This is a genomic window from Nocardia sp. Tas62D01 (genome assembly GCF_055232035.1).
In genome coordinates, this window is sequence record NZ_JBUYUZ010000001.1 from 7,584,371 (window position 1) to 7,587,207 (window position 2,837).

The 2,837-nt window shown below is 62.0% G+C and carries 3 protein-coding genes; all 3 read left to right on the forward strand.

The window, feature by feature from the left end; all coding sequences use genetic code 11:
• The first annotated feature begins 122 nt into the window (after window positions 1-122).
• The 3 genes from ACV7NQ_RS36365 (at window position 123) to ACV7NQ_RS36375 (ending at window position 1,817) form a co-directional block, all read left to right on the forward strand.
• Window positions 123-269 (forward strand): hypothetical protein, encoded by a 147-nt coding sequence (locus ACV7NQ_RS36365; protein ID WP_463363694.1) that lies wholly within the window; start codon window positions 123-125, stop codon window positions 267-269.
• A 195-nt stretch (window positions 270-464) separates the two neighbouring features.
• Window positions 465-1,442, forward strand: a complete 978-nt coding sequence (locus tag ACV7NQ_RS36370; RefSeq protein ID WP_463363695.1) for an aldo/keto reductase — start codon at window positions 465-467, stop codon at window positions 1,440-1,442.
• Between the two features lie 189 nt (window positions 1,443-1,631).
• On the forward strand, window positions 1,632-1,817 hold the full coding sequence (locus ACV7NQ_RS36375) for a hypothetical protein (protein ID WP_463363696.1): 186 nt from the start codon (window positions 1,632-1,634) through the stop codon (window positions 1,815-1,817).
• Window positions 1,818-2,837: the final 1,020 nt, after the last annotated feature.

Consider the following 2,837-nt stretch of genomic DNA (forward strand, 5'->3'; position numbering starts at 1 on the left):
GCTGTGTTGCCGCGAGAAGGCTCTCACCGGCTTTCTGCGATGACGATGAAGAGGGGATCGACATGGTGAACCGCTTCGTTTCGGTGCGCAGACCGGGCCCGGGCAGGACCGCCGTGGGGACGGTGACGCGACCAGCCGACGGAACCGGTGCCTACCTCATCCTCGACACCGGAGATCTTGACTCGGCCGAAGCCGTGATGCAGTCGCTGCCCATGGCCCAAGTCGGCATGCTCGACTTCGCCTACATTGAACTGGCCCCGCCCGCCTGAATCCCGCGCTAGCTTCAGCCGGGTGCCAGCGAACTCGACACCGACGACTACATCACGGCGCCGCTGATTGCGTGGTAGTCGGCAAAACACGACATTGGGCGGGCCAGGGACACTGCGACCGAACGCGATGCCCGAGAGGCAATGCCGAGATCAGAGCACGAACCGTGAACACATCGAGGACTGGAGCCTTCCACTATGAAGCACATCAAGTTGGGCGATCTGGATGTTTCCCGTATCGGTCTGGGAGCCATGGGCATGTCCTTCGGCTACACCGGAGCGGGCAGCGACGACGACGAGTCCATCCGCGCCATCCACCGTGCCCTCCTTCTGGGCGTCACCCTCCTCGACACCGCTGAGGTCTACGGTCCCTACACCAACGAGGAACTCGTCGGCCGAGCGATCAAGGACCGCCGCGACGAGGTCGTCCTGGCGACCAAGTTCGGGATGATCTCGCACACCGGCGGTGGCCCCGGCAACCTCGACAGCAGCCCGGCGAACATCCGCATCGCCGTCGAGGGCTCGCTGCAGCGGCTCGGCACCGACCACATCGACCTGTACTACCAGCATCGCGTCGACCCGAACACCCCGATCGAGGACACCGTCGGCGCGCTGGCCGAGCTGGTGGCCGAGGGCAAGGTCCGCTACATCGGCCTGTCCGAGGCCGGGGTCGACACCATCCGTCGCGCCTACGCCGTACACCCGGTCACCGCCGTGCAGTCGGAGTACTCGCTGTGGACCCGTGACCCCGAAGCCTCGGTGTTGCCGCTGCTGCGTGAGCTGGAAATCGGGTTCGTGCCTTACTCGCCGCTGGGCCACGGCTTCCTCACCGGGCAGATCCGCTCGACCGACCAGCTCGCCGACGGCGACTGGCGTAAGACCAACCCCCGCTTCACCGGCGAGAACTTCCAACACAACCTGCGCATCGCCGACGAGGTCGAGGCCATCGCCGCCGAGGTCGGCGCCACCCCAGCGCAGGTAGCGCTGGCCTGGTTGCTGGCGCAAGGCGACGACATCGCCCCGATCCCCGGCACCAAACGGGTCTCCCGCGTCGAGGAGAACACAGCCGCCGACGGCATCGAACTGACCGCCGAACAGATCAGCAAGCTCAACCACCTTACCCCGGCAGCGGGAGAACACCACGAAGAAGCACAGATGCGGCTCATCGGCCGCTGACCCTGTCTACCCGAAGGAGAATCGCCATGACCGCCTGGACATCGGACGTCGTTATTGTCATCGGTATCGGCCCATATCTCCGTGGCCGCAGTCAAGTGCTCTGATGGGGGCTTGTCATAGGGCCTGATATCGGGTGTCGCACCAACCCGAACCTGCGGATTATCGATGAATTCGCCCCAGAAGGGAGCAATGGTCAGGTCATCGGACCGATGGCTGGAAGGTTCGGATTCGTTCGATGATCACGCGACGATGTGGTTTGCCGAGATCGGCGTGGACTCGGAAGTCGTCGAAGGAGCGATCGGGATCCATCATTTTCTCGGGCGGATGTTCTCCCGGCCGGGCCGCAGTGCCGTCAATAAGTCGGCTAATTCCTAGGCTGGGATGTGGTTCGGCTATGCACGTGCGGAGTTGATCGCCGACCGCGTCGATGAGCCGAGCGTGAGCCGGTCTGCCCGATCGGAGTTCCCAGAGGACCGTCCCGCGCCGATGCCGCCCTTTCCGGGAATCAGAACTCCCCACCAGCCGGTCCGGTTCTTGCTGAATGCCGTGAATTATCGGGAGAATCGTTTTGCCGCAGATACGAAACTCTGCCTTTTTAGGATATTTGTCGAAAATTACTCAGATAGAATTTTTTGACAGAGCCGGATGAACGTCGGATTCGGTGTGGAACTGGGTAGCAGAGGATTCACTTCGCGAGGTAGAAAAAGAGAACTCGAGTTCTTCGGACGGCGAAGTGTGCAGTTGCCGGAGTATTGCCATGATCCTAGCGAGGTACGCCTGGTAGCGGCCGGGTGTGCTCGCGAGGAAGATGAAGGCGCGCGGAAGTCGTCGGCGCCTTCATTCGGGGCAACTCCATCCGTCGCTGGTTCCGACCCGGAGTTGAGGATGTCCCGCGCGTCATCACTGCGCTCGATTTGGGCTTTGTACAGCTGATTCTCTTCGATGGCGGACCGCCACCTGTGTCGGTGTGGCAGTGTCGAGCGCCGTCGTCGCGGTCGCTTTCCTCGAACCAACGACCGAAACGCCGTCTTCCTACGCAGGTCAGACGGTCTGGTATGGCTAGACTGAGCGAAAATGCTGTTGGATAGCTGATTGCACGTGATCCTGGGGCGCTTTGCCGCATGTTCGAAAGTCTTACTTTTCAGATTTCGAGACGTTGGGAAACCTTGGCAAATCGGAGGTGGGGGAGTCGCTGCACAGGCAGCTCGGCGCTCGGTTCGGATTCCGAGGCGCGGAGGGGCGAGCCACACGCTGTACATGATCGCCGCGTTCGGGAGCAGGTGTAGCACCGCTTCGAAGTAGACAAAGTGCATATAAGGGCAAAGTCGGACAAAGGCAGGACGGCGTATTTCCAACGTGCCGTAGTGCCTCCGAGTCTGAGTGAGGGGTCATAGG